Source organism: Shimia aestuarii, assembly GCF_900114635.1.
Taxonomy (GTDB): domain Bacteria; phylum Pseudomonadota; class Alphaproteobacteria; order Rhodobacterales; family Rhodobacteraceae; genus Shimia; species Shimia aestuarii.
This window is the reverse complement of record NZ_FOTQ01000001.1, coordinates 1,048,556-1,071,371: the sequence shown is the minus strand read 5'-3', so window position 1 is coordinate 1,071,371 and position 22,816 is coordinate 1,048,556. Positions and strand designations below refer to the sequence as shown.

Below are 22,816 nucleotides of genomic sequence, written 5' to 3'. Positions count from 1 at the left end.
CACCCGTTTTCCCACAAAGTCACTTATCTTTGCGATAGACGAAACACCGCCCTTCAACCGCGCCCGGCGGGGTTGGCAACTCGGTCAGGGTGTCAAAGTACATCCGGTCCGACGACACCATGAGCCCGCCCACGGCCAGCATCGGTTCGATGAGTGGTGAGATTTCGCGCGCGAAGCGGTCGTTTTTCTCAAGGTTGTGGCCGCCAAGATCGGCGTGGATCAGGCTGGCCGTCGCGCCAAACCGCTCCAGCGCCGCCGGAAGCGTTTCACGCACGTCGCCAAGAATGGTCATCTCTGGTTCTGGTGTCGAGGCCGGGTTGGATTCAACCTTGCGCTCGAACACGTAAATCGGTCGCCCCGACATGATTTCGCGCATGTGATCAAAGGTGCGCCCGTTGCCAAGGCCAAGCTCGAAAACCGGGCCGTCCATGTCCCCTGTCTGTTCAGCGGCATAGTTTAGGCAGGCGCGCTGTGACACCATTCTGTTGATAAAAACGTCCAGACGGCTCATGCGGGTCTCCTGATTTGCGGTCTTCAATCTCCTAGACCAGTTCCCGACCGGATGTCACCCCTACGTGGGTCCGACAAATCACCTCTGATCAAAAGTCATCAAACTGTCGCGCCCTTGCGTCCATCCGGGTGCTAGAAGCTTGCGACAAAGCGGATAATCATGTTCACTCGCAAAAAAGCGTCCACCTGCTTGTCAGGGCGAATATCCGGGCGCGTCAGGGGAAATTGGTGTGACCGCATTATTGACTGTTGAAAACCTGACCATCGGCTTTGATAACGCCGCACCTGTCGTGGACGATGTCAGTTTTTCGGTGAAACCCGGCGAGACGCTCGCGCTGGTTGGGGAAAGCGGCTCGGGCAAGACGTTGAGTTGTCGCGCGGCGCTGCGCATCCTGCCTGCGGCGGCCCAGGTGCGGTCGGGCAAGGTGTTGTTTGCCGGACCCGAGGGCGCGACCCCCATCGACCTGATGCAGCGTAGCGAACGGCAGATGTGCCGGGTGCGCGGCGAACGCATCTCGATGATCTTTCAAGAGCCGATGCGCTCCCTTTCGCCACTGCACAAGATCGGCAATCAGGTGACCGAGGTGCTGCGCCTGCACAAGCACATGGGCAAGGGCGAACAGCTCAAGCGCGTACTGGCCATGTTCGAACGGGTCGGCTTCAAAGACCCGGAGCGTGTGTACAACAGCTATCCTTTCGAGTTGTCTGGCGGGATGCGTCAGCGGGCCATGATCGCAATGGCCATGGTGGGCCGACCCGAACTGGTGATCGCCGACGAACCGACAACCGCGCTGGATGTGACCACGCAGGCGCAGGTGCTGGGTCTGATCAAGGACCTTCAGCAGGAATACGGCATGGCCGTGATCCTCGTGACTCATGACCTCGGGGTTGTGGCGAACATGGCCGACAGCGTGGTGGTGATGAACCGGGGCCGCGTGATGGAATCCGGCCCCGCGCCGTTGGTGTTGAGTGATCCCAAGCATGGCTATACCCGCGATCTGATGGCCGCCGCGCCCGAGATCCCGGCAACCCCGGTCGACAAGGGCAAGGAGACCGAGCGCGACTACATCCTCGAAATGCGCGATGTTTCCAAGACCTTCACGCTCAAGGGGTCGTCGCCGTGGAAGCCCAAGACAGTTGTTCACGCGGTGCGTGGCATCGAATTCGGTGTCGAGCGCGGCAAGACCCTTGCAGTCGTCGGTGAATCCGGCTCGGGCAAAACCACATGCGCCCGTATGGCGCTGGGCGCGGAACGTGCCGATCCCGGCGCGTCGATCCTGTTCCGCTCGGAAAAAGGCGCCGAACCTGTGGACCTGCAAAAGCTGAACAATGTCGAACGGCTTGCGTTCCAGCGCAAGGCGCAGATGGTGTTTCAGGATCCCTATTCCACGCTCAATCCCCGGATGCGGGTCAAGGATGCGCTGATGGAGCCGATGGAGATCCACGGCATCGGCAACACGTCCGAACGCATGGATCGCGCCGCCGAAATGCTGCGCTGGGTCGGGCTGTCCCAGAACATGCTGACCCGCTATCCGCACGCCTTTTCCGGCGGCCAGCGACAACGTCTTTCGATCGCGCGCGCCCTGATGCTGGGGCCGACGTTCCTTGTTTGTGACGAACCCACTTCGGCGCTCGATGTGTCGGTGCAGGAACAGGTGCTGACCCTGCTCGAAGAAATCCGCGACCGGCTCAACCTCAGCTACCTGTTCATTTCCCACGACCTTGCCGTCGTGGCGCGGATCGCCGACGAAGTTGCGGTGATGCGTTCGGGGTTGGTGGTCGAGCAGGGGCCGCCGGATCAATTGTTCTATAACCCCCAACACCCCTACACCAAGGCGCTGATCGCGGCTCAACCAGAGCCGGACATCAATCGCCCGATCAACCTCAGGATCGTGGCGCAGGGTGCCGGGGAACCCTCAACCTGGCCGGACGCGTTCCGCTTCGACGGTCTTGACGCGCCGCCGCTTACCGAGACGGGGCCAGGGCACAAGGTACGTTGCCATGTTTAAGAAACATCTCTTTGCCATTGCCATGTCGCTGTCCGCCACGCTGGCCGGGGCGACCGAGGTGCAGGAAAGCGCCTTCTGGAAAGCCGAGGTCGATCTTGGCAATCTGCCACCCGTCGCGGACCGCGTTCCGTCTGAACCGCTCATGGTCGATCTTGAGCGCAAGGGGCGCAGTTTTGGCCAGCAGGGCGGCACCCTGCGCACCATGGTCACGCGGGCCAAGGATGTGCGCCAGATGGTCGTCTACGGTTATGCCCGCCTCGTGGGTTATGATGCCCGCTACGAGATCGTACCAGATATTCTCCGGGCCATCGACATCGAGGATGACCGCAAGTTCACCATGCACCTGCGCGCGGGTCATCGCTGGTCGGACGGCCACCCGTTCACCTCCGAGGATTTCCGCTACTGGTGGGAGGATGTCGCCAACAACGAACTCCTGTCGCCCTCCGGCCCGGTCGATTTCCTGCGGGTTGAGGGCGAATTGCCCACCGTGACCTTCCCCGACGAAACCACCATCATCTATGAATGGTCCAAGCCGAACCCGCAATTCCTGCAATCCCTGGCCGAGGCGCGCCCGCCCTTCATCTATCGCCCGGCGCATTTTCTCAAGAAGCTGCACGCCAAATACGCCAACGAGGAAGAGCTTGACGAGCTGCTCTACGAGGCACGCGTGCGCAGCTGGCCCGCGCTGCACAATCGCAGCGACAACATGTACAAGTTCGACAACCCGGATCTGCCCACACTGCAACCGTGGATGCTGGCCACCAAGGACGGCAAGAGCCGCTTTCTTTTCGTGCGTAACCCCTATTATCACCGGGTCGACACCAACGGCGTTCACCTGCCCTATGTCGATGTCGTGGAAATGCAGGTCGTCGCGCCGGGACTGGTTGCCGCCAAGGCCAACGCAGGCGAAGTGGACCTTCAGGCGCGCGGGCTTGACTTCAAGGATACCGCGATCCTCAAGAAGGGCGAGGCCAACGGAAATTACACCACCCATCTCTGGGGCAACGGCACCGCCTCGCAAATCGCGATCTACCTCAACCTGAACTACAACGATGACGGCTGGCGCGAGATGATGCGCGATGTGCGCCTGCGCCGTGCCCTGTCGCTGGCGATCAACCGCAAGATCATCAACAAGGGGCTGTATTTCGGCCTCGCCAAGGAAGGCGCGATGACCGTGCTTCCGATCAGCCCCTTCTACAAGGAAGAAAACCGCAAGGCATGGGCAGATTACGATGTCGATCAGGCCAACGCGATCCTCGACGAAATGGGCCTGACTGAACGGGACAAGGACGGTTATCGCAAGCTGCCTGACGGGCGCCCGATGTGGATCGTGGTCGAAACTGCCGGTGAGCGGCAAGAGGTCGAAAACGCGCTCCAGATCATTATCGACAACTGGAAAGACATCGGGATCAAGCTGATCATGCGCCCGCTGGAACGCGATATTCTGCGCAACCGTGTCTATTCGGGGAACACCATGGCGGCGGTCTGGTTCGGCTGGGACAACGGCATCCCCCAGACCTACACATCGCCCTCCTACGTCGCCCCGCATCACCAGGAGTTCTTTGCCTGGCCGAAATGGGGGCAGTACCACCAGACCAACGGTGATGCGGGAGAGCCGCCCGACATGCCCGCTGCGATCCGGCTGAACGAACTGGCTGAAGCGTGGAACCGCGCCTATACCGCCGTCGAACGCGGGCAGGCATGGCAGGAGATGATCAACATCCACGCCGATCAGCTCTTTGCCATCGGTATCCTGAACTCCGCGCCCCAGCCGGTTGTTGTCTCAAACCGCCTGAAAAACGTGCCGGAAAAGGCAATCTGGGCGTGGTCGCCCGGCGCCCATTTCGGCATGCACCGCCCCGACGAATTCTATTTTGAGGACTAGGAACGAATAATGGCCATCCTGCGCTTTGCCATCTTCCGGTTCTTCACGATGCTGGCCACGTTGCTGGTGGTGTCGGTGATGATCTTCATCATCATCAACCTGCCGCCGGGGGATTACCTCTCCAACCAGATCAACGAACTGCGCGCCACCGGGCAATCCAACGGCATCGCCAAGGCGGAATTCCTGCGCACCGAGTATTCGCTCGATCAACCCTTGTGGAAGCAATACATGATCTGGATGGGCTTCATGCCCGGCCCGCACGGGTTTTTGGGCATTATTCAGGGCGAGTTTGGCTGGTCCTTCGAGTTTGACAAACCCGTGGCCGATCTTGTTGGCGGCGCGCTCTGGATGACCGTGCTGGTCAACCTTGCCGCCGTGCTCTTCATCTATGCCATCGCCCTGCCGCTGGGCGTGATCGCGGCAGCGCGTTCCAAGACTTGGATCGACTATACCTCGGCCTTTGTCGGCTATCTTGGCCTTGCCACGCCCAACTTCCTCTTGGCGCTGATCCTGTTCTATTACGGAAACCGCTATCTCAACCTGCCCATCGGCGGGCTGATGGACCCGAAATTCGAAGGCGAACCGATGTCGTTTGAGAAGATGAAATCGGTGCTGATCCACCTGATCATTCCGACCTTCGTGATCGGCACCTCCGGTGCGGCGGCCATGATGCAGCGCCTGCGCGCCAACCTCTTGGACGAGCTGGGTAAACCCTATGTGGAAACCGCCCGTGCCAAGGGGATGCGCGAAAGCGCGATGTTGGTCAAATACCCGCTGCGCGTTGCCTTCAACCCCTTCGTGGCCGACATCGGCACGCTGCTGCCTTCGCTGGTCTCCGGCTCGGTTCTGGTCTCGGTGGTGCTGGGCCTGCAAACCATCGGCCCCGTGCTGCTCACCGCGCTGAAATCACAGGACCTGTTCCTGTCGGCCTTCGTGCTGATGTTCGTGGCGCTTCTGACCCTGATCGGCACGCTGGTGTCTGACATCCTGCTGGCGCTGCTTGATCCCCGTATCCGCTTTGGAGGGCGTGAGAAATGACCATGACCCCCGACGGACGCTATGTTGACGACCAGCCCTATGAGCGCGACATTGGCGCAGAGGCGCGCCATGCCGATCTCGACATGTCCAATACGCGGCTTTTGTGGTTGCGCTTCAAGCAGCACAAGCTGGGGCTTATTTCGGCCCTGTTCCTTCTGCTCAGCTACCTGATGCTGCCTGTGGCGGGCTTCATCTCGCCCTACACGCCCAACGAGCGGCAGGAAGACTACCTCTACCACCCGCCGCAATGGATTCACTTCTTTCATGAAGGCAAGTTCATCGGACCGCATGTCTACGAGACAACAGCCCAGATGAACCTTGAAGAATTCGCGTGGGAATACGTGGCCGATGAAAGCAAACCCGCCAGGCTCGAATTCTTCTGCAAAGGCGGGCAATACCGCCTCGCCGGGCTGATCAAGACCGACACACACCTGTTCTGCGCCCCAGAAGGCGCCACCGTCTTCCTCTGGGGATCCGACCGATTGGGGCGCGACGTGTTCAGTCGCATCATGTACGGCGCGCAACTGTCGCTCACCGTGGGTCTCGTGGGCATCACCGTGTCTTTCGTGATCGGCATCGTGCTGGGGTCGATCGCGGGGTATTTCGGGGGCTTCCTAGACTGGATCATCAACCGCGTGATCGAAATCCTGCGTTCCCTGCCGGAATTGCCGCTCTGGCTTGCGCTTTCTGCAGCGGTGCCCTCGCACTGGGGCCCGGTTGCAGTGTTCTTCATCATCTCGATCATCCTCGGGATACTTGACTGGCCGGGATTGGCGCGCGCGGTGCGAAGTAAATTCCTGTCGCTGCGCGAAGAAGAATTTGTGCGCGCCGCCGAGATGATGGGGGCCAAACCAAGCCGCGTGATCCGCCGTCACTTGCTGCCCAACTTCCTCAGTCACCTGATTGCCTCGGCAACACTCTCGATCCCGGCCATGATTCTTGGTGAAACCGCGCTTTCGTTCCTCGGCCTCGGCCTGCGCGCGCCGGCGGTCAGTTGGGGAGTCATGCTGAATGATGCCCAGAACCTCGCCTCGATCGAGATCTATCCGTGGACCGCGATCCCGATGCTGCCCATCGTGGTGGTGGTGCTGGCCTTCAACTTCTTTGGGGACGGTCTGCGCGACGCGCTCGATCCCAACCGAAGCTAGGTCAAGTCGGGCGCGCTCCCCAAAAGGCGCCCACTCTTCATTTTGCCCAAAATACCTCCGGGGGGCGCCGCCAAAGGCGGCGGGGGGCTGGCCCCCCTAACAACGCAACGCCCGCCGCGTTAATCCCGGTGTCGACCGATCTGATACCGACGCAATACCGACGTGATACCGACGCAACGCCGAAGCCGGTTTTGCCAACAAACAAAGGCGTCAACCCCCGAGTCGCCCCCTAGCGGTCGTCACCGCCCCCGGCGTCCGGTCCGTCGTCATCGTCCATCGCGGCCTCCACCGCGCCGACAACCGCCTCGCGCTGCTTGGGCGTCAGGCCCTGCGCATCCTCATCCGCAATTCTGACCGTCACTTCGCGGTGGGCAAACTTGATGCCTTCGCGCTCGAACAGCTCGCGGATGTCCTGATAGACTTTCTTGCGCACCAGCCATTGGTCGCCCGGCTTGGTCATGAACTTGACGCGGATGATCATCGCGCTGTCCTGCATCTCGACCACGCCCTGAGACTTCAGGGGTTGGATGAAATTATGCCCGATCACCGGGTCATCCAGCAGCTCGATCCCAAGCTTCTTGACCAGCTTGCGCACCTTCTCGACATCCGTGTCATACGTCACGCGCAGCTTGAGTTTCATGATCACCCAATCCCTTGAGAAATTGGTCAGGTGCTGAATTTCGCCGAAGGGAATGGTGTGCAGCGGCCCAAGGTGGTGGCGCAGCTGAAACGAGCGGACCGAGATCTTCTCGACCGTGCCTTTGACGCTGCCGATGTCGATATACTCGCCCTTGCGGAACGCATCGTCGAACAAGAAGAACGCGCCGGAAAAGATGTCCCGCACAAGCGACTGCGCCCCGAACCCGATGGCCAGGCCAACCACACCGGCACCGGCAAAGAGCGGGCTGACATTCACGCCCAGTTCCATCAACACGATCAGCGCAATCGTGACGATGATCACCAGCAGGATCACGCTTCGGAACAGCGGAAGCAGGGTCGCAAGGCGGCTCGCACTGTTGGCGCCGCCCTCGTCGCCAAGCTCCGCCTCCTCGGATTCATCGCCCTGTTCTTCCTGAATTTTTGTGTCGATCCAGATCCGGAAGACATGGAACACGATATAGCCGATGAACACGATGACCGCGACGTCGAGGAAACGATCCGAAAGCGAGCTTTGCGACGACATGAGATCCTGTGCGCCAAAGATGCGCAGGGCTGCATAAAGCCCCGCCACCACGGCCAGAATCCCCGAAACCCGCCGCGCAAGGTCCTCGAATGTGCTGATCCGGCGGTGGTCGAGAAACCGTTGGATTTTCTCGAGTTCGTCTTCCTGCTGCGCGTCAAGCGGTGCGCCGTCTTCCGCACTTTCGCGCAGTGCGTCCGCCGCCTCGTTCATTTCCTGCAGGTTTCGGGACCGGGCGAAATAGCGCTCGATGGCAAAGTTGATCGTGGCATAGACCACCATGATCGAAGTGAAGATGAAATACGCCCCGGCGATCAGCGGGATCGAGGTCGGCTGTCCCAGCACGAGGTCGAAGGCCAGCTCGGCCGAGCCGTAGAGAATGTAGAGTATGAAAATCGGGGCCCAGAGAATGCTGGCCCAACGGGTCAGCAGCGTCACGTTTTCCGGCGCACGCCCATTGCGCATCGCGGTCGAAATTGCCCTCTTGTTGACGAGAACCATCGAGATGTTGGCCACTGCGATCACCACAGTCAGTGCAAGCAGCATCACCGCGTAGACGTCGTAGTTCAGGCCCAGTTCCTTGAGCCAGGCGCCGAACACCGTCGCGCAGATGTCCAGAATGGCAAGCGAAAACGCCCAGTGATGCAGGCGTTTGGAATCCTTCGTGGTCAGCGCGGGGATACGGTATTGCGCAAGGTAGGGTGACAGGATCATGCGCCATACCAGCGACACGACCCGGCACAGGGCATAGGCCGCATTGATCGAGACAATGGTGAACCGGATCGCGGTGTCATCTGCCGGGCCGTGAATGATCAGCCCCAGCAGGAAAGCGATGAACATCGAAATGGCCACGCCGATCACACCCGCAACAAAACGCACGACGAGGAATGGCAGCTTCTCTGAATAGCCCTGCGGGTTTTCCTTGATCATGGGAATGACAAACCGCGCAGCCAGTTTCGGCCCATAAACAAAGCGTTCAAACAGTATGCCGACGAAGAAAAAGCTCAGCATCCACAATAACGTGCGAACGAAGGCCATGATCGTTCCGTCCGGGCTGGACGCGCGCAGAATGAACAGAACTTCGTTGATAGCGGCCGGGAGCGCATCCAGACGGCTGTTCAGCACAGAGCGGAAATCGTCGACCTCGGATTGCACCTGCATCAGCGCACCCTTGCCCTGATCCTCGGATGCGTCTTCCACGTCGCCGCTGGACGGGGCAGCATCGGGACCGACGGGCTGCCCGCTGGCGTCGAGTATGATCACGCTCATCCCGTTGCGCGCCGCTTCCTCCACGATGCTTGCAATTGCCGGATTCTGTGGCGCATCCACTGTTTCCTGGGCATCAGCCATGTGCAGCGGGAGCAGCAAAGCCAGACAAAGAGTCACAATAATCGAGGTGAGTAACTGGCGCATGGTGGTTTCGCGATCCTCTTCTACACGTCCAATCTCTAGCGCGACTTGCAGGTGCGGGCAAATCGCAATGCCGTGCTGTTTGCCGCGCAACACAAACGCACTTTGGCATTGGTGTCCCACCTTTGTTTCCCTTGCGGGAGTTTTTCCCGCTTTGGGCGTGACAACAGGTGCCATTTTCTATAGCGCAGCACTGAACCTGTCAGACAATCGGATACTGTGAGGCAAGGAACTCGTGAGCCAAGCGAAACAGGACAAGATCGCCGTTTTGGGGCTGGACTATGTGGGCCTGCCTTTGTCGCAGTCCCGTGGACGGCCGGGGTTCGAGGTGATCGGCTTTGATCCCGACACCCGCAAAACGCGCGCATCCGATATTGTAGACGAGCTGGAAAGCTACTCGACAGAGGTTCATGTCCGGGACCCACATGTTCATGCAGATGACATCCGACATGAGTATGGAATATCTCCGGTTTCGGAGGCAGACGCGGGTACATATGATGGGATCGTCATCGCGGCGGCCCATGGCGTGTTCGCAAGCATTTGCGGAGCAGCAATCAGGGCACTCGGAAAGCCGGGCGCTTTGCTTTACGATATTGAGGGTTTTTGGCAAAATCCGAGTCGGATTTGAGGTTGTAACAAGGTGGAGAGCGGGGCGAGGGCGTGTCTGACGCGATTTCCATAAACTGCGAAAACGGGGCAGGAGACTCGCCGCGCGTGCTGTTCTACAGCCATGATACCTATGGCTTGGGGCATCTGCGCCGGTCGCGTGCGCTGGCCAGCGCGATCACGCAGGCGGACGAACGGATTTCTGCACTGATCCTGACCGGTTCGCCGGTGGCCGGGAGGTTTACCTTTCCCGAGCGCGTTGATCATATCCGTTTGCCCGGTGTGACCAAAACGCCGGATGGGGACTACAAGTCAGAGCGGCTTGGATTGCATATCGACGAAACCACGGCGTTGCGGGCCGGGTTGATCAAGTCGACGGTAGAGCATTTCGATCCCGACATCCTGATCGTCGACAAGGAGCCGACCGGGTTCCGGGGCGAGTTGTTGCCCGCGCTGGACTGGCTGAAAGAAAAGCGCAAGGCCCAGATCGTTCTTGGTTTGCGGGATGTGCTGGACGACCCAGAGGTGCTGGCCGCCGAATGGAACCGCAAGGAGGCGCTCGCCGCGGCGGAAAAGTACTATGATGAGACCTGGGTCTATGGCCTGCGCTCGATTTGCGACCCGACCGAGGGGTTGAGCCTGTCGACCTCGTTCCGGTCGCGCATGAAATTCACCGGCTATCTGCGCCGGGACGAACTGACCGAAGGAGAAATCCCGCTGGAACCCTATGTGCTGATCACGCCCGGCGGCGGTGGTGATGGGGCCAGCATGGTGGACCTTGTCCTGTCGGCCTATGAGCGCGCGCCGGATCTCGGGCCAAACGCGCTTTTGGTCTATGGGCCCTTCCTGTCGGGTGTTCAGCGGGCCGAGTTCGAAATGCGTGTCGCCGCGCTGAACGGACGGGTGCGGGCGGTGGGCTTTGAAAGTCGGATGGAGAACCTGTTTGCCGGGGCGCAGGGCATTGTGTGCATGGGGGGATACAACACGTTCTGCGAGGTTCTGTCCTTTGACAAACCCGCCGTGATCGTGCCACGGACCAAGCCGCGTCTCGAACAATATATCCGCGCCAGCCGGGCCGAAGGATTGGGGCTTGTCCGAGTGCTGGATGAATACCGTGACGGGCTGACGGCGGATGCGATGATCGCCGCCATTCGTGCCTTGCCGTCGCAGCCCAAGCCCAGCTCTGCATTTGTCCCCGGGCTTCTGGACGGGCTGGATTTCGTGTCCGGCCGTGTCCTGCAGATGCTCGGCCTGCAGAAGTCCCAAGGGGTCGCATGACGTCTGCAAAACGCAAGCTGGCGGTGGTCGTCAAGGGCTGGCCGCGGCTTTCCGAAACCTTCATCGCGCAGGAACTGGTCGCTCTGGAAGAGGCCGGTTACGCGCTCGATCTGTGGTCCCTGCGCTTTCCCACCGACAAGAAGCGCCACCCCTTGCATGACCGCCTTCAGGCCGAGGTGCGGTATCTGCCTGAATACCTGCATCAGGAACCGTTCCGGGTGCTGCGCGGCGTTGTGAAATGCGTGTTCCGCGATGGTTTTGCTCGGGCATTTGGGGCTTGGTGGCGCGACCTGCGGCGGGATCGGACCCGCAACCGCGTACGCCGTTTCGGACAGGCTTGCGTGATGGCCGCGGAAATGCCGTCAGAGACAGCGGCAATCTATGCCCATTTCATGCATACACCGGCTTCGGTCGCCCGCTATGCGGCGATCCTGCGAGGTATGCCCTGGGCCGTTTCGGCCCATGCCAAGGACATCTGGACTTCGCCCGAGTGGGAAAAGCGCGAGAAGCTGCAGGACGACACGTTTGGCGCGACTTTCCTGGCCACCTGCACCGGCGTAGGGGCGACACATTTGCAAGACCTGGCAGACCGGCCCGACCGGGTTGAACTGGTGTATCACGGGCTCGACATCGCCCGGTTTCCGCCGCCGCCCGAAAACCGCCTGGATGCCGACGCCACTCGGTTTCTGTCGGTTGGACGTCTGGTTGAGAAAAAGGGGTTTGATCGTCTTCTCGAAGCGTTCGCACGCCTGCCGGATGATCTGGAATGGCACTGGGAGCATATTGGCGGCGGTGGGTTGAGCAATGCTCTCAAGACGCAGGCCGACCGGCTGGGGTTGGCGGATCGGATCACTTGGCGCGGTGCGTGTGATCAGCCCGAGGTAATCGAGGCCATGCGCCGGTCCGACATTTTCGTGCTGCCCAGCCGGATCGCCGACGATGGCGACCGTGATGGTTTGCCCAATGTGCTCATGGAAGCGGCCTCGCAAAAACTGTGCCTTCTGTCCACGCCGGTTTCGGCCATTCCCGAATTCATCACCGACGGGGAACATGGCGTTCTGTCAAGCGATGCACCTTCGGACCTTGCCGCTGCGCTGGAACACCTGGCCCGCGCCCCGGCACGCCGCGAGGCACTGGCAGAGGCAGCCTATGATCGTCTTAACGCCCATTTCCTGATGGCACCGGGGATTGCGCAACTGGACAGGCGGTTGCAAAGCCTGTTTGCGGCGGCCTGCTGATGTCGCGGATCGCCTTTTACGCCCCTTTGAAATCGCCCGATCATCCGGTGCCCTCTGGCGAGCGTGAAGTGGCGCGCAACCTGCTCAAGGCACTTGCCCGCGATGGTCACCAAGTTGAACGGGTCTCCGAGTTTCGCAGCCTAGACAAGCAGGGGGATCCGGCCCGGCAGGCGGTGCTGATCACGCAGGCCGAAGCCGAGGTGCACCGACTTGTGGCGAAAGCTCCTTGGCAGGCCTGGGTGACGTATCACAGTTACTACAAGGCGCCCGACCTGCTTGGCCCGGCTGTCTGTGACGCGCTTGGCATTCCCTATCTCACCATCGAGGCAACCCGCGCGGCCAAGCGATTGTCCGGGCCATGGGCGATGTTCGAAGAAAGAGCCGCCGCAGCCTGTGACCGCGCCGACGTGCTGTTCCATTTCACCGCCCGCGACGCAGATGGGTTGCGCCCGTTCCTGCGGCGCGGTCAGCGCCTTGTGCATTTGGCCCCGTTTCTTGGGCAAGTGGCCTTGCCGGACATCGCCGCGCCATGCGATCCCCCGATCATCCTGCTTGCCGGCATGATGCGGCCCGGAGACAAGCTTGCCTCCTACGACATTGCTGCCAGAACCTTGGCGAAACTGCCCGATGGTCCATGGCGGGCCGAGATTGCCGGGGACGGTCCAATGAAGGACGAGGTCGCCGCGATGTTCGCGCCGTTGAGCCGGAAGGTTGCATTCCTCGGGCAGTTGGACAGCGACGGCATGGCTGCAGCCTATCGCCGGGCGCGGGCCTTTTTCTGGCCGGGGGTGAACGAGGCCTTTGGTATGGTGTATCTCGAAGCCCAGGCCGCCGGGGTGCCGGTGGTTGCCGAAAACCGCGAGGGGGTTCGCGATGTTGTCGCCCCCGGTGGCCTTGTGCCCGCGCAGGCGGAAGAAGCCCTTGCCGCCGAGTTGCATCACCTGTTGAATGACACCACCTATCACGCACGCCGTGCAAAAGAGGCGCGCACAAGGATCGCGGCGCACCACCTGATCGGCGCGGCGCGTGACACGCTTTGGGGCACACTTGCCCCGATGATACCGGAGGCCGAATGATCCGCTTTGCCATGATGCGCCACGGACACACTGACTGGAACCGCGCGGGCCGGATTCAGGGCCGCACAGATATACCGCTGGACGACATGGCGCGCGCGGATTTGGCGGGATACACGCTGCCGGATGGCTGGCGCGACGCCGACGTTTATGCGAGCCCCCTGACCCGTGCTTGTGACACGGCCCGGATCGTGGCCGGGCACACACCAACGCTGGTACCTGAACTGATCGAGATGGACTGGGGGACATGGGAAGGGCTCAGGGGCGTCGATCTCAAGGCGGACCCGTCCTCTGGTTTTCGCGATATTGAACATTGGGGCTGGGATTATCGCCCTCCCGGAGGGGAAAGCCCCCGCGACGTCTGGGCGCGGCTTGAGCCGTGGTTGATGTCGCTTGAACGCGACAGTATCGCGGTGTGCCATATCGGCACGATGCGTATCGTTCTTGCACGGGCCTATGGGTGGGATTTTGACGGCCCTGCGCCATATCGCATCAAACGAAATCGCCTGTTCGTGGTCGAGATTTCGGACGCGGGTGTACGTGTGGCGGACCCGGATATCGTGCGATTGGAGACGCGCCAGTCATGAAAGTTCTGATCGCGGTCACGCACCTGCTTGGGGCAGGCCACCTGTCGCGCGCGGTGACACTGGCGCGGGCATTTTCCGATGCAGGCCATGAGGTGACGGTGCTCTCGGGTGGTCGCGCGGCACCGCATCTTGACATGGATGGCCTGAACCTCGTCCAGTTACCGCCGCTCACCTCGGACGGCACCAATTTCACCCGTCTTCTGGATGAAGATGGGCAGGTGGTGGATGAAACCTATCTTGCGAAGCGGACGGAGGGCATGGTGAAAACGCTGCGCGCCCTGTCCCCTGATGTGCTCATCACCGAGCTTTTTCCCTTTGGCCGCCGTGCACTGTCGGCCGAGTTTCTCGCGCTGTTGCAGGCGGCAGGCCAGATGCGCCCCGAACCGCTGGTGCTGGCCTCGATCCGAGACATACTTGCGCCGCCTTCCAAGCCGTCCAAGGCTGACCGCGCACGGGAAATCCTGCTGGAACACTATGACGGGGTGCTCGTGCATTCCGACCCGAAAATCACCAGGCTGGAAGACAGTTGGCCGGTGGCCGAAGTGATCCAACCTTTGCTGCATTATACCGGGTATGTCGCGCCGCCACCCGCCGCGCCGCATCCGTCCGGAGTGGGGCAGGACGAGATCATCGTCAGCGCGGGTGGAGGGGCTGTGGGGCAGGCTTTGTTTGAATGTGCAGTCGAGGCGGCGCGGCAATCTCCATTGCCTTGGCGCCTGCTGGTGGGCGGCGCAGAGCGCAACGACCGGATCGCTGAACTTGCGGCGCGAGCGGGAGATCTTGAGATCACCATCGAACCCGTGCGCCCGGATTTTCGCGAGATGCTGACCGGTGCGGCGGCTTCGGTGAGCATGTGTGGATACAATACGGCGCTGGATCTGTTGCAGACCGGGCTTCCCGCTGTTCTGGTGCCATTTGATGACGGCGGTGAAGTCGAACAGAGCCTGCGCGCCTGCGCGCTCGCCGCGCTTCCGGCGGTGGATGTGATTCCGACCGTTGAGTTGACACCCGAAGCCATGGCGGCAGCAGTCGACTCCGTGATGGCAGAGGGGCGGCGCAGCGGCGATGGCCTTGCCATGCGGGGCGCACAAGAAACCGTAGAGATTGTGGAAGACCTTCTCGGGAAGATGCGCAAATGAGGGTCGATTTTGCCAGTTTGCGTGCCGAGTTGACTTTGTGGCGCGCGCAGGGGAAATCCTTTCCGCTCTGGTGGCGGGACGACGACGCGGTGGCGCCGACCGCCGCACTGGACCGTCTTGCCGTGCTCAGCCACGAGACCGGCGTCCCGGTGCATCTGGCGATCATCCCAAGCGAGGCGACGCCGGATCTGGCGCGGGCCCTTGACGACAGCTTTGTGCCGGTCGTGCATGGCTGGGCCCATGCCAACAACGCGCCGGAAGGGCAGAAGAAAGCCGAGTTCGGACCGGGCCGTCCAAAGGCCGAGATCGAGGCCGATTTGAAGGCGGGTCTGGCAAGGATGGAAGACCTGTTCGGCGCGCGTTTGGCGCGGATGTTCGTGCCGCCTTGGAACCGGTTGGACAATGGTGCGTTGCCTTTGTTGCAGTCGCTGGGATACGAGTCGGTTTCGACCTATTTGCCGCGCAAGTCGGTCGATGCTGTGCCGGGGCTGGAACAGATCAACACCCATATCGACCCGATCTTCTGGCGCGGCACACGTGGGCTTGTACCGCCAGAAGCTATTTTGGAACAGACGGTTGCCCTGTTGCGTGACAGGCGGGAGGGGCGGTCAGACAATGCCGAGCCCTTGGGGTATCTGACACATCACCTTGTACATGACGCGGATATCTGGGAGTTCTCGCGTCAATTCATTTTGGAACTTTGCGAGGGGCCCGTGACGCTCTTTCGGCAGAACGGAAAGGACAGGACATGAGCCGTTTGGACAGCATGATGCGGCGGCTGGCCGCCCAGCGGGACGGGCTGGAATGGGGGCACGCCTGTGTGGCTGGGGTCGAAGGCGATTACGTGGATATGGGGCTTGGCAATGGCCGCACCTATGACCACCTGCGCGAGATCGCGCCCGATCGCCGGATATGGGTCATCGACCGTGTATTGCAATGTCATCCTTCCTGCATTCCACCCGAGCAGGACTTCCTGCAAGGCGAAGCCGAAGACATGCTCAGGAAACTGGCCGCGAGCGGCGCCAAGATCGTGTTGGCGCATTATGACTTTGGCTTTGGCGAGAAAGACAAGGACGTGGCCGAAGCCGCGCGTCTGTCGCCCATGATTGCCGATATCATGGCGCCGGGCGGCGTTCTGATTTCAGGCCAGCCGCTGGTCGGTTTTGAGCAGGTGCGTGGCCCGGAAACCGTCGCGCCGGACCGCTACTGTTTCTACAGAACCTGACCCAAAGGCGTTGAAAAACGCTTTCCGTGCAGATCATTCCGCCGCCGGCAGCTTGAACGCGGCGGCTTCGGCCTTGGTCAACATCGCGCCTTGCTTGCGCTCTTTGAGCACTTCGCGGGCGTGGGCGTACATGTCGTCCTGCCAGAAGATCAGACAGCCGTTGCACCCCTTGCCGCAACAGCCTTCGGTGCCTTTGCGGTTGGTCTTGAAACGGCGCGTATTGGTGTCGGCCTCGATTGCCTCGACCAGCGCATCGCGGCGGCGTTTATAGGCGGTTTCGTTCGTGGAATCCTTGACCTCCATCGCCAGCGCCGTCTTGTCGAGTTGCAGCCGTTTCCACTGTTCCTCAGTCAGCGCGCGCTCCTTGCGCAGCACGGTCATCGGCGGGAAGTTGTGCCGCAGATCGTCCATATCTTCTTGTTCAAAAAGAGAAAACGGCAGGCGGATCACGGTTTTTGTCGAGCCGTGGATAACCTCTTTTTTCTCACCGGTCTCAGCCACTTCGTATTCGTAACCGCGCAGAAGAATCGTGTTGCGGGCCACCGGCGAGACAATCTCGATCACGTCGCCCGGCTCTAGTTTGTTCTTCACTTCGACAAAGAAGGCATCGTCCTTCACCTCGGTGACGAACCCGGCATATTCCCACTGGGCAATGGCCTGTGTCTGCTCATAGCCGTGGGCGAGGTTGGTCAGTCGGCCCTTGTGGAAGGCGAGCGTATAGCCGCGGTTTCCAACCGTTTCGAGCTCTTCCATATAGTCGGCCGCGTTCCAGTTTTCGGGGTCCGCGTAATAGTCATCAATCGCCATGCGATAAGCGCGGGCGACGATGGCGGCATAGTATTCCGACTTGCCACGCCCCTCGACCTTGAGACTATCCACGCCAATCCGCAGATAGTCGTCAAGCTTGGGCATCAAGCACAAGTCCTTGGAATTCAGGATATAACTGCCGCGTTCATCCTCTTGAATGGGGAGAAATTCACCGGGCCGCACGCCTTCTTCCAGCAGAAACTCGAACATGTGCAGGTTGTCTTCGTCGACGATCAGTTCCTGCACGGTGCCATCCTTGAGGCGCATGTGGAACTTGTAGTTCCAGCGGCAGGAGTTGGCACAGTTGCCCTGGTTCGCGCCACGCTCGGCCATGAAGTTCGACAACAGGCAGCGACCGGAATAGGTCATGCACATGGCGCCGTGGATGAAGGCTTCGAGCTTGATATCAGGACATTTTTCGCGGATTTCTTCCAGTTCCGGAAACGAGACTTCGCGTGCCAGAACCACCAGGTCGGCGCCTTGGGACTGCCAGAACTGTGTGGTCAGCCACGAGGCGATATTGGCCTGTGTCGAAACGTGCAGCGGGATTTCGGGGGCGCGTTCGCGCACGAACTGGAACACACCGGGATCGGAAATGATCAGCCCGTCAGGCTTCACCTTGCGTACCGTGTCGATATATTCGTCGAGCTTGGGTATATCTTTGTTATGACTAAACAAATTGAGCGTGAGGTAGGCGCGGCGGCCATGCGCGTGGCAGAACTCGACGCCCTCGATCACCTCTTCCAGAGAGAATTCCGACTTGGTCCTGAGCGACAGGTCAGGCGTGCCAAGATAGACGGCATCGGCACCGTAAAGCACCGCCATCTTGAGTTTTCGCAGGTTGCCCGCAGGCATCAGGAGTTCGGATTTTTTCTGGGTCATGAGTCGCGCATCCATGATAAGAGGGCCGTCTTACACGGGATCTGCCATTGGCGCAAATCGCAGTTTTGGGCGCGTCGGTGTTACGTCGGTATCATGTCGGTATTGCATCGGTATTGGAATCCAGCCTGTTCGGCTTGGGGATTTTCGGCATTTCAAATATTGAGCTTCAAGCCTGAAGCAAAATCTGGCTTGGCCTACCATGGCCACAAGTCAGGAAACCCCCTTTGTCATGTTTGTGAGGGCTTGTGTGACAAGAGTGTTCGGACAATGGTCCGAGGGGCAAGGTCCGGCGGGTCAACTCCAAATCAGGGCCGGGGTCGAACCCTGGGCAAGGGGTTTGGGTGCCCTTTTCAATCGTGAAGCGGAGGTGATCCGGATATGAGCATTGCCGACAAACATGCCATCGTAAGCGAGGGCGGTTCCGGGGCGGGGGCAGCAATCGCAGAGGTGCTGGCCCATGCCGGGGCGCGGGTGACGGTGTTGGGCAGGCGCGAAGCACCTTTGCGGGAGGTTGCGAAGCAGCACAAGGCCATTGGCTGGGTGACATGTGACGTGACCGACCGGGACGCCGTCGGGGATGCGTTTCGCCAGGCGCGGGGGCTGAACGGTACCGTTGAGATCGTGGTTGCCGCTCCCGAGGGCGGGGAGCGCGTGCCATTTGAGGAGATGACGAACGAGCAACTGGATGCTTCGCTAGCGGTCAATCTCAAGAGCGTGGTTCACTGCTGGCAGGCCGGGTTGGCCGACATGCGCCGGCATGACTGGGGGCGGCTGATCGCGGTGGCCTCGATGGCCGGGTTGAAGGGCTCCCCCTGTGTCAGCGGCGATTGCGCCGCCGGATTTGGGGTGGTCGGGCTGACGCTGGCAGTAGCGATTGAGCTGGATACGAGCGGGATCACGGTCAATGCGATTTGCCCCGGCTATGTGGAATCCCGGATCATGGACCTGTCGCGATCCGATATCGTGGAAAAAGCCGGGTTGGAGTTGGACAAGGCAAAGGCCGCCTTGCAGCAGATCAGCCCGCAGCGCCAATTCAATCGGACAGACGAAATTGCCGCTGCGGCGCTTTGGTTGTGTTCCGAAGAAGCGGGCGCGATTAACGGTCAAGTGCTCAGCCCGTCGGTGGGTGAAAATTGAGGAGCTCCGGCCGGAGGCAAGCTGCAGTGGCGGTCCTGTGGCACATTGTGGGACACCCGCAATCCTATGGTGTGCCGGGTTCTCAGCCAAGGGGAAGGGGGATCACCCGCCATGGCGTAACCCTTGCAAAACCATGTCAAAGCGGTCATCGAATCCCATAGTTATCCCCGGTCCATAGCCGCCATCGCGGTTCCGACCTTGGCCGAGACCGGGACATTCCAACCTTTTCGATTGCGGGAAGACACATGACCAAGCCCCCCTTTGACCCAAGCCGGGACGGCGCGAAGATGTCCTTTGTGGATGCGATGTCCTATGGCGACTATCTCCATCTGGACGCGTTGCTGGACCAGCAGTTCCCACTTTCCGGCGCCCATGACGAATTGCTGTTCATCATCCAGCACCAGACCAGCGAATTGTGGATGAAACTGGCCATACATGAACTGGGCGCGGCGCGGCAGGCGCTGGTCGACGGCGACATGGCGCATATGTTCAAGATGCTGGCCCGAGTGAGCCGGATTTTTGAACAGCTCAACAGCGCGTGGGATGTGCTTCGCACCATGACGCCTGCCGATTACACGCGGTTTCGCGAGGCCCTGGGGCCGTCGAGTGGGTTCCAGTCTTGGCAATACAGGATGATCGAGTATGTGCTGGGGAACCGGAACCCGAACCTTCTGAAGCCGCATGAGCATGTGCCGGACGTGCACCACGTTCTGTCGGCGGAACTGGCGCGTCCGAGTTTTTATGACGAGGTGATTGCCCTTTTGTACCGCGAACTGGACGGCCCGGATGCCACCCCGCCCGCGCCCCAGCTCAACGCGCCTCATGAGGCGATTCCAGAAGTTCAGGCGCGCTGGAAGATTGTTTATGAAGATGTCGATGCCCATTGGACCCTTTACGAACTGGGCGAGAAGCTTGTGGACCTTGAGGATTATTTCCGACGCTGGCGGTTCAACCATGTGACCACGGTGGAACGGGTGATCGGGTTCAAGCGCGGGACAGGGGGAACTTCGGGTGTGCAATATTTGCGTAAGATGTTAAGCGTCGAACTGTTTCCCGAACTTTGGCATCTGCGAGGAGAATTGTGATCATGGGTGTGACACTGCCAAGAAAAGAGCTGTTCGATATCCCCGAAGGGGTCATCTATCTTGATGGCAACTCGCTGGGTGTTCTGCCCAAAGGGGCAGCTGAGCGTGCCACGCGCGTGATCCGCGAGGAATGGGGGCAGCAGTTGATCCGGGCGTGGAACACAGCCGGGTGGATGGCCTTGCCGCAGGACTTGGGTGATACGCTGGCGGGGCTTCTGGGCGCGCCTGCCGGGTCGGTGGCTACTGGCGATACCCTCTCGATCAAGGTGTACCAGGCTCTTGCCGCCGCCCTGAAGATGCGCCCGGACCGTCGGGTGATCCTCTCGGACAACGGCAACTTCCCGTCTGACCTTTATATGGCCGAGGGGCTGATCGGGACCATCGACAAGGGGTACGAGCTGCGCACACCCGCGCCTGAAGACGTGATGGAGGCCATCACCGAAGAAGTGGCCGTGGTGATGCTCACGCAGGTCGACTATCGCTCGGGGCGGATGCATGACATGGCGGCGATCACGCAGCGCGCGCATGACATGGGCGCGGTGATGATCTGGGATCTGGCCCATTCGGCGGGCGCGGTGCCGGTGGATCTGACAGCCAGCAACGCGGAATTCGCAGTGGGCTGTACCTATAAATACCTCAACGGCGGGCCCGGCGCCCCGGCCTTTATCTATGTGCGCCCGGATCTTGCGACCAAGGTACAGCCAGCGTTGTCGGGGTGGCTTGGTCATGATGCGCCCTTTGCAATGGAGCGCAATTACCGCCCGGCCATGTCGACCGAACGCATGCGCGTCGGCACTCCTGCGATCCTGCAATTGTCGGTGCTACAAGAGGCGCTCAAGGTGTGGGAAGGCGTAGACATGGCCGATTTGCGCGCCGCGTCGATGCGCCTGTGTGATCTGTTCATCAAGGAAGTCGAGGCGCGCTGTCCGCGGCTGGAACTGGCCTCGCCGCGTGATGCCGCGCTGCGCGGTTCGCAGGTGTCGTTCGGGTTCGAGCACGGCTATGCGGCGATGCAGGCGCTCATTGATCGTGGCGTGATCGGCGATTTTCGCGCGCCCAACATCATGCGGTTTGGCTTCACACCCTTGTACATCGACGAGGGCGACGTGATCGCCGCAGCGAAAATCATTGAAGACGTGATCACGCAGGAGCTTTGGCGGGACCCAAAATACCAGACGGTTTCAAGGGTCACGTAACATCGGGCTGCCCGTTTCGGCGAGTTTGCCGGGTGGTCAAATTCGAGCATGCGCGCCCGGCTGCCTTTGCGCAGGCCGGGCGCGTTCTGTTCAGGGGTGCGTCAGAACTGCCAGCGTGCGCCGAACATCACGGACGATGCATCGCGATAGGTTACGCCGGTTTCGTTCAGGCTGTACTGACGATAGCCCAGATAGGCCTGCACACGGGCGCGGTCAAAGTTCTGAACTACGCCGATGCCCACCGAATCCGACTCGGACCCGGCAGAAGTCTTGTCCTGACCTGAATAATAGTCGATCGCAAGCGCGGTCTTGCCCGCCGCCAACCAGTCCGCCTGATAGCCGATCTTGCCATAGACATAGTGCCCCGTCTCGCGACGGTCGCCAGCGGCGACGGTGACGTTCCAACCCGAGTCATGCAGGGCACTGAACGAGCCGATCGTATCGCGGCGTTTGGTGCCGTTGCCAAACTCGTTGTGCGAATACGCCAAGCCGCCCGCAAGCTTGTAGGCGCCAATCTGGCGCGCATAGTGAATGCCCACATCCGTCACCTCCTGGTTGACGTTCTTGGCAAGCACTTCTTCGCCATAGCTCACCGACAGTTTGAAGCCCTTGTAGGCCGGGGTGTCATAGCGGATGCGGCCCTTGCGCCCGCCGTCAAAGCTGCCAAACGCCTGCGCGATGGTCTTCGTGGTCAGTGCGCCTGCAGTGGTGCGAAAGCGGAAGGCACCGGCGGTGTCGGGAATCGAGTTGTAGAGCACGAGCGTGGTGCCCGACAGATCCTTGTTTGCTGCGCTGTCGCTGGACATGCTGCCCTGGCCCAGGAAGAAGGTGCCGTACTGGTCGGATTTCCAGATCGCCTCGACCTTACGGATGTTCGTGCGGCGCCAGTTGGCGGCATCCGGGGTGAAGCCCTGGGTCATCCCCGCAGAGGGGCGCAGGCCAAACGAGGATTCAAGGTTGATGGCGAATTCGCCGTTGTCGGTGGGCTGGCGGAACCAGATGCCGACGCGGCTGTTCGAATTGGTGTTGTCGACGATGCCGTCCTTTGTTGAAACGCCGTCGTCAAAGGACAGGTAGGCCGGGTCGAACTGACCGTAAAACTGGAAACTGCCACCGCCCGAGGTCTCCCAGCGGTATTCTGCAAGGGCGGAGGTCGACGTGGCGGCAAGCAGTGCGGCGGCAATGAACGGGGCTTTGATCGGCGCGGACATGGCGTTGAATCTCTTCTGGTTGTGGGATGGGTCATGGGCGTCTTCCAATCAAGACGCGCGGCCCGTGCGCCTTCTAAACCTGATCGCTGGCCCGGGGACCAGAGACACGGGGATAATGCGCCAGAGATTGTCGCTTTGAGACAACAAATTCTGCTGCGCGTTGGCGGATTTT

Annotated in this window: 19 protein-coding genes; 15 read left to right on the top strand and 4 right to left on the bottom strand. The window is 60.8% G+C overall.

Annotated elements, in window-relative coordinates; translation table 11 throughout:
* Positions 1-19: 19 nt before the first annotated feature.
* The gene (locus BMZ35_RS05415; RefSeq protein WP_093091594.1) at positions 20-511 is read right to left on the bottom strand and encodes a class I SAM-dependent methyltransferase; all 492 of its coding nucleotides are present in this window, start codon (positions 509-511) and stop codon (positions 20-22) included.
* A gap of 229 nt (positions 512-740) precedes the next feature.
* On the opposite strand from BMZ35_RS05415, the gene BMZ35_RS05410 reads away from it, so the two are divergent.
* From BMZ35_RS05410 to BMZ35_RS05395, 4 genes are read left to right on the top strand one after another with little or no spacing between them, the layout of a single operon-like run.
* The gene (locus tag BMZ35_RS05410) at positions 741-2,519 is read left to right on the top strand and encodes an ABC transporter ATP-binding protein (RefSeq protein WP_093091592.1); all 1,779 of its coding nucleotides are present in this window, start codon (positions 741-743) and stop codon (positions 2,517-2,519) included.
* Positions 2,512-4,404: an ABC transporter substrate-binding protein gene (locus BMZ35_RS05405; protein WP_093091590.1), complete on the top strand. Its 1,893-nt coding sequence runs from the start codon at positions 2,512-2,514 to the stop codon at positions 4,402-4,404. Before BMZ35_RS05410 ends, BMZ35_RS05405 begins: the two co-directional genes overlap by 8 nt.
* Before the next feature lie 9 nt (positions 4,405-4,413).
* Positions 4,414-5,442, top strand: coding sequence for an ABC transporter permease (locus BMZ35_RS05400; RefSeq protein WP_093091588.1), 1,029 nt, complete (start codon positions 4,414-4,416; stop codon positions 5,440-5,442).
* Positions 5,439-6,590: an ABC transporter permease gene (locus BMZ35_RS05395; RefSeq protein ID WP_093091586.1), complete on the top strand. Its 1,152-nt coding sequence runs from the start codon at positions 5,439-5,441 to the stop codon at positions 6,588-6,590. Before BMZ35_RS05400 ends, BMZ35_RS05395 begins: the two co-directional genes overlap by 4 nt.
* 229 nt (positions 6,591-6,819) lie before the next feature.
* On the opposite strand, the gene BMZ35_RS05390 is transcribed toward BMZ35_RS05395, so the two are convergent.
* Positions 6,820-9,183 carry a mechanosensitive ion channel family protein gene (locus BMZ35_RS05390; protein WP_093092598.1) on the bottom strand — a complete coding sequence of 788 codons (2,364 nt, stop codon included), beginning with the start codon at positions 9,181-9,183 and terminating at the stop codon, positions 6,820-6,822.
* Positions 9,184-9,415: 232 nt separating this feature from the next.
* Here BMZ35_RS05390 and BMZ35_RS05385 point away from each other — a divergent pair, with 232 nt between their 5' ends.
* Genes BMZ35_RS05385 through BMZ35_RS05350 form a run of 8 tightly spaced genes read left to right on the top strand, consistent with a single transcriptional unit; the run spans position 9,416 to position 16,326 of the window.
* A complete protein-coding gene (locus BMZ35_RS05385) occupies positions 9,416-9,808 on the top strand; it encodes a UDP binding domain-containing protein (protein ID WP_093091584.1) in 393 nt (130 codons plus the stop codon).
* A 32-nt stretch (positions 9,809-9,840) separates the two neighbouring features.
* Complete coding sequence (locus BMZ35_RS05380; RefSeq protein WP_242654697.1) at positions 9,841-11,064, top strand: glycosyltransferase family protein; 1,224 nt, start codon at positions 9,841-9,843, stop codon at positions 11,062-11,064.
* Positions 11,061-12,302 (top strand): glycosyltransferase, encoded by a 1,242-nt coding sequence (locus BMZ35_RS05375; RefSeq protein WP_093091582.1) that lies wholly within the window; start codon positions 11,061-11,063, stop codon positions 12,300-12,302. Before BMZ35_RS05380 ends, BMZ35_RS05375 begins: the two co-directional genes overlap by 4 nt.
* Complete coding sequence (locus BMZ35_RS05370; protein ID WP_207502904.1) at positions 12,302-13,378, top strand: glycosyltransferase family 4 protein; 1,077 nt, start codon at positions 12,302-12,304, stop codon at positions 13,376-13,378. The genes BMZ35_RS05375 and BMZ35_RS05370 overlap by 1 nt, the downstream gene beginning before the upstream one ends.
* A complete protein-coding gene (locus BMZ35_RS05365; protein WP_093091580.1) occupies positions 13,375-13,962 on the top strand; it encodes a histidine phosphatase family protein in 588 nt (195 codons plus the stop codon). The genes BMZ35_RS05370 and BMZ35_RS05365 overlap by 4 nt, the downstream gene beginning before the upstream one ends.
* Positions 13,959-15,101: a glycosyltransferase family protein gene (locus BMZ35_RS05360; RefSeq protein ID WP_093091578.1), complete on the top strand. Its 1,143-nt coding sequence runs from the start codon at positions 13,959-13,961 to the stop codon at positions 15,099-15,101. Before BMZ35_RS05365 ends, BMZ35_RS05360 begins: the two co-directional genes overlap by 4 nt.
* Entirely contained in the window at positions 15,098-15,853 is a 756-nt protein-coding gene (locus BMZ35_RS05355) for a polysaccharide deacetylase family protein (protein ID WP_093091576.1), read from the top strand. Before BMZ35_RS05360 ends, BMZ35_RS05355 begins: the two co-directional genes overlap by 4 nt.
* Positions 15,850-16,326, top strand: coding sequence for a class I SAM-dependent methyltransferase (locus BMZ35_RS05350; RefSeq protein ID WP_093091574.1), 477 nt, complete (start codon positions 15,850-15,852; stop codon positions 16,324-16,326). Before BMZ35_RS05355 ends, BMZ35_RS05350 begins: the two co-directional genes overlap by 4 nt.
* A gap of 33 nt (positions 16,327-16,359) precedes the next feature.
* Here the strand turns inward: BMZ35_RS05350 and BMZ35_RS05345 are convergent, their stop codons facing one another.
* Positions 16,360-18,015, bottom strand: coding sequence for a U32 family peptidase C-terminal domain-containing protein (locus BMZ35_RS05345; protein WP_093092592.1), 1,656 nt, complete (start codon positions 18,013-18,015; stop codon positions 16,360-16,362).
* 378 nt (positions 18,016-18,393) lie between these two features.
* On the opposite strand from BMZ35_RS05345, the gene BMZ35_RS05335 reads away from it, so the two are divergent.
* From BMZ35_RS05335 to kynU, 3 genes are all read left to right on the top strand, one after another.
* Positions 18,394-19,152: an SDR family NAD(P)-dependent oxidoreductase gene (locus tag BMZ35_RS05335; protein ID WP_093091570.1), complete on the top strand. Its 759-nt coding sequence runs from the start codon at positions 18,394-18,396 to the stop codon at positions 19,150-19,152.
* Positions 19,153-19,397: 245 nt separating this feature from the next.
* Positions 19,398-20,237, top strand: coding sequence for a tryptophan 2,3-dioxygenase (locus BMZ35_RS05330; protein WP_093091568.1), 840 nt, complete (start codon positions 19,398-19,400; stop codon positions 20,235-20,237).
* Between the two features lie 2 nt (positions 20,238-20,239).
* A complete protein-coding gene (gene kynU / locus BMZ35_RS05325) occupies positions 20,240-21,433 on the top strand; it encodes a kynureninase (RefSeq protein WP_093091566.1) in 1,194 nt (397 codons plus the stop codon).
* A gap of 101 nt (positions 21,434-21,534) precedes the next feature.
* On the opposite strand, the gene BMZ35_RS05320 is transcribed toward kynU, so the two are convergent.
* Complete coding sequence (locus tag BMZ35_RS05320) at positions 21,535-22,644, bottom strand: porin (RefSeq protein WP_093091564.1); 1,110 nt, start codon at positions 22,642-22,644, stop codon at positions 21,535-21,537.
* Positions 22,645-22,816 lie beyond the last annotated feature (172 nt).

What these genes read in the sequence shown, in the direction of transcription:
- BMZ35_RS05415 (WP_093091594.1), bottom strand. Translation starts at nt 511, where the DNA reads ATGAGCCGTCTGGACGTTTTTATCAACAGAATGGTGTCACAGCGCGCC.
- BMZ35_RS05405 (WP_093091590.1), top strand. Translation starts at nt 2,512, where the DNA reads ATGTTTAAGAAACATCTCTTTGCCATTGCCATGTCGCTGTCCGCCACG.
- BMZ35_RS05400 (WP_093091588.1), top strand. Translation starts at nt 4,414, where the DNA reads ATGGCCATCCTGCGCTTTGCCATCTTCCGGTTCTTCACGATGCTGGCC.
- BMZ35_RS05395 (WP_093091586.1), top strand. Translation starts at nt 5,439, where the DNA reads ATGACCATGACCCCCGACGGACGCTATGTTGACGACCAGCCCTATGAG.
- BMZ35_RS05390 (WP_093092598.1), bottom strand. Translation starts at nt 9,183, where the DNA reads ATGCGCCAGTTACTCACCTCGATTATTGTGACTCTTTGTCTGGCTTTG.
- BMZ35_RS05375 (WP_093091582.1), top strand. Translation starts at nt 11,061, where the DNA reads ATGACGTCTGCAAAACGCAAGCTGGCGGTGGTCGTCAAGGGCTGGCCG.
- BMZ35_RS05370 (WP_207502904.1), top strand. Translation starts at nt 12,302, where the DNA reads ATGTCGCGGATCGCCTTTTACGCCCCTTTGAAATCGCCCGATCATCCG.
- BMZ35_RS05365 (WP_093091580.1), top strand. Translation starts at nt 13,375, where the DNA reads ATGATCCGCTTTGCCATGATGCGCCACGGACACACTGACTGGAACCGC.
- BMZ35_RS05360 (WP_093091578.1), top strand. Translation starts at nt 13,959, where the DNA reads ATGAAAGTTCTGATCGCGGTCACGCACCTGCTTGGGGCAGGCCACCTG.
- BMZ35_RS05355 (WP_093091576.1), top strand. Translation starts at nt 15,098, where the DNA reads ATGAGGGTCGATTTTGCCAGTTTGCGTGCCGAGTTGACTTTGTGGCGC.
- BMZ35_RS05350 (WP_093091574.1), top strand. Translation starts at nt 15,850, where the DNA reads ATGAGCCGTTTGGACAGCATGATGCGGCGGCTGGCCGCCCAGCGGGAC.
- BMZ35_RS05345 (WP_093092592.1), bottom strand. Translation starts at nt 18,015, where the DNA reads ATGACCCAGAAAAAATCCGAACTCCTGATGCCTGCGGGCAACCTGCGA.
- BMZ35_RS05335 (WP_093091570.1), top strand. Translation starts at nt 18,394, where the DNA reads ATGAGCATTGCCGACAAACATGCCATCGTAAGCGAGGGCGGTTCCGGG.
- BMZ35_RS05330 (WP_093091568.1), top strand. Translation starts at nt 19,398, where the DNA reads ATGACCAAGCCCCCCTTTGACCCAAGCCGGGACGGCGCGAAGATGTCC.
- kynU (WP_093091566.1), top strand. Translation starts at nt 20,240, where the DNA reads ATGGGTGTGACACTGCCAAGAAAAGAGCTGTTCGATATCCCCGAAGGG.
- BMZ35_RS05320 (WP_093091564.1), bottom strand. Translation starts at nt 22,644, where the DNA reads ATGTCCGCGCCGATCAAAGCCCCGTTCATTGCCGCCGCACTGCTTGCC.